Source organism: Streptomyces sp. NPDC059003 (assembly GCF_042740445.1).
Lineage (GTDB): Bacteria > Actinomycetota > Actinomycetes > Streptomycetales > Streptomycetaceae > Streptomyces.
Genome location: NZ_JBHYJH010000241.1, coordinates 8136 through 10649, shown reverse-complemented (window position 1 = coordinate 10649; position 2514 = coordinate 8136). Strand labels below are relative to the sequence as shown.

Below are 2514 nucleotides of genomic sequence, written 5' to 3'. Positions count from 1 at the left end.
GCCCCTGATCGCGCTGCGCGCCCGTCCTCACACGCGCCCTCAAACGCCGGACGGGCTGGAACCAGCCCGTCCGGCGCTTGAGGGTGAGCGTTACGCCTGGACCTCCGAGCGGTCCCCGCCCCACAGCGTGTGGAACGACCCCTCCCGGTCGGTGCGCCGGTAGGTGTGCGCGCCGAAGAAGTCCCGCTGCCCCTGCGTCAGCGCCGCGGGCAGCCGCTCCGCGCGCAGCGCGTCGTAGTACGCGAGGGCCGCGGCGAAGCCCGGCGCCGGGACGCCCTGCTGCGTGGCCGCCACGAGCACCGCGCGCCAGTCGTCCTGCGCCGCGCCGATCTCCCGCGCGAAGCCCTCGTCGGCGAGCAGGCTCGGCAGGTCCGCGCGGGCGTCGTACGCCGCCCGGATGCGGTCGAGGAACGCGGCGCGGATGATGCAGCCGCCGCGCCAGATCGCCGCGACCTGGCCGAGGTCGATGTCCCAGTCGTACTCCGCGCTGCCCGCCGCGATCTCGTGGAAGCCCTGCGTGTACGACACGATCTTCGACGCGTACAGGGCCTGCTCGACCTGGTCGGCGAAGGCGGCGGCCGCCTCCTTGGACAGCGGCTTCGCGGCCGGGCCCGGCAGGCCGCGCGACGCCGCGCGCAGGTCCGCGTGGCCGGACAGAGAGCGGGCGAACACCGCCTCCGCGATGCCCGACACCGGCACCCCCAGGTCGAGGGCGATCTGCACGGTCCAGCGGCCCGTGCCCTTCTGCTCGGCCCGGTCCTGCACGACGTCCACGAACGGCTTGCCGGTCGCGGCGTCGACGTGCGCGAGCACCTCGGCCGTGATCTCGATCAGATACGAGTCGAGGCGGCCGCGGTTCCAGGTGCGGAAGATGTCCGCGATCTCGGCGGGGGAGTAGCCCGCGACCTCGCGAAGGAGCTGGTACGCCTCCGCGATCAGCTGCATGTCCGCGTACTCGATGCCGTTGTGCACCATCTTCACGAAGTGGCCCGCGCCGTCCGGGCCGATGTGCGCCGTACAGGGGCTGCCGTCGGCGGCCTTCGCGGAGATCTTCTCCAGCATCGGTCCGAGCGCCGCGTACGACTCCTTCGAGCCGCCCGGCATGATGCTCGGGCCGTTCAGCGCGCCCTCCTCGCCGCCGGACACGCCCGTGCCGACGAAGTGGATGCCGAGCTCCCGCAGTTCGCGCTCGCGCCGCCGGGTGTCCGCGAAGTGCGCGTTGCCGCCGTCCACGATCATGTCGCCCGGCTCCAGGAGCGGCGCGAACTCCTTGATGACGGCGTCCGTCGGCTCCCCCGCCTTCACCATGATCACCAGGCGGCGCGGGCGCTCCAGGGCGGCGACGAAGTCCTTCGCGGTCTCCGTGTAGACAAAGGTGCCCTCGGAGCCGAACTCGTCGACGAGGGCGCGGGCCTTCGCGGCCGTGCGGTTGTGCACCGCGACCGTAAAGCCGTTGCGCGCGAAATTGCGGGCGAGGTTGCGGCCCATCACCGCGAGGCCCGTGACGCCGATCTGCGCTGAACTGCTCATGCTCGTGCTCCTGAGTTCCCGGGAAATCCGAAGTTCCGCATCTGTCTGACATGACGTATGTGACGGTGGTAACGCATCCGTTCGTCAGTATCACTCCGCGGCGTAACGTGATGTGGGACACCGTGCCCGAAGGAGGAGCCGTCCGTGCCCCATTTCGACCTGCCGCTCGAAGAACTCCGTCGATACCGCCCGGAATTGCCGGAGCCGGAGGACTTCGACGCCTTTTGGGAGAAGACCCTCTCCGCCGCGCGCGAGCACGACCTGGACGCGCGCTTCGAGCGCGTCGACGCGGCCCTCGCGTCGGTCGACGTCTTCGACGTGACGTACGCGGGGTTCGGCGGGCACCCGGTCAAGGGCTGGCTGCTGCTTCCTGCCGGGGCGAGTGAGCCGCTGCCCGCCGTCGTGGAGTACATCGGGTACGGCGGCGGCCGCGGCCTGCCGCACGAGCGCCTGCTGTGGTCGGCGGCCGGGTTCGCGCACTTCATCATGGACACGCGCGGACAGGGCAGCGGCGGCTCGGTCGGGGACACGCCGGACCCGGTCGGCAGCGCGCCCGCGTACCCGGGCTTCGTGACCCGCGGCGTCGAGGACCCGCACGACTACTTCTACCGCCGCGTCTTCACCGACGCCGTGCGCGCCGTCGAAGCCGTCCGCTCACACCCCCTGGTGGACGCGGCGCGGGTGGCCGCGGTCGGCGACAGCCAGGGCGGCGGCATCACGCTCGCCGTCGGCGGACTCGTGCCGGACCTCGCCGCGATCTGCCCCAACGTGCCGTTCCTGTGCGACTTCCCGCGCGCGGCGACGCTCACGTCCCGGCACCCGTACAAGGAGATAGCCCTCTACCTGAGCGCCCGGCGCGGCCGCGAGGAGCAGGTGTTCCGGACGCTCTCGTACTTCGACGGCGTGCACTTCGCGGCGGGGGGGGGGGGGCCCGCGGGGGTGTCCGCGGCGGGGGGGGGCGGGAACCGCCCGCCGACGCCCGTG

2 protein-coding genes are annotated in these 2514 nt (G+C 72.5%); one reads left to right on the top strand and one right to left on the bottom strand.

Annotated elements, in window-relative coordinates:
• Window positions 1-90: 90 nt before the first annotated feature.
• Complete coding sequence (gndA, locus tag ACFWZ5_RS41790; protein ID WP_384790116.1) at window positions 91-1530, bottom strand: NADP-dependent phosphogluconate dehydrogenase; 1440 nt, start codon at window positions 1528-1530, stop codon at window positions 91-93.
• Between the two features lie 144 nt (window positions 1531-1674).
• Here gndA and ACFWZ5_RS41785 point away from each other — a divergent pair.
• Window positions 1675-2514: acetylxylan esterase (locus ACFWZ5_RS41785; protein WP_384892344.1), on the top strand; the 840-nt coding region annotated here is incomplete at its 3' end.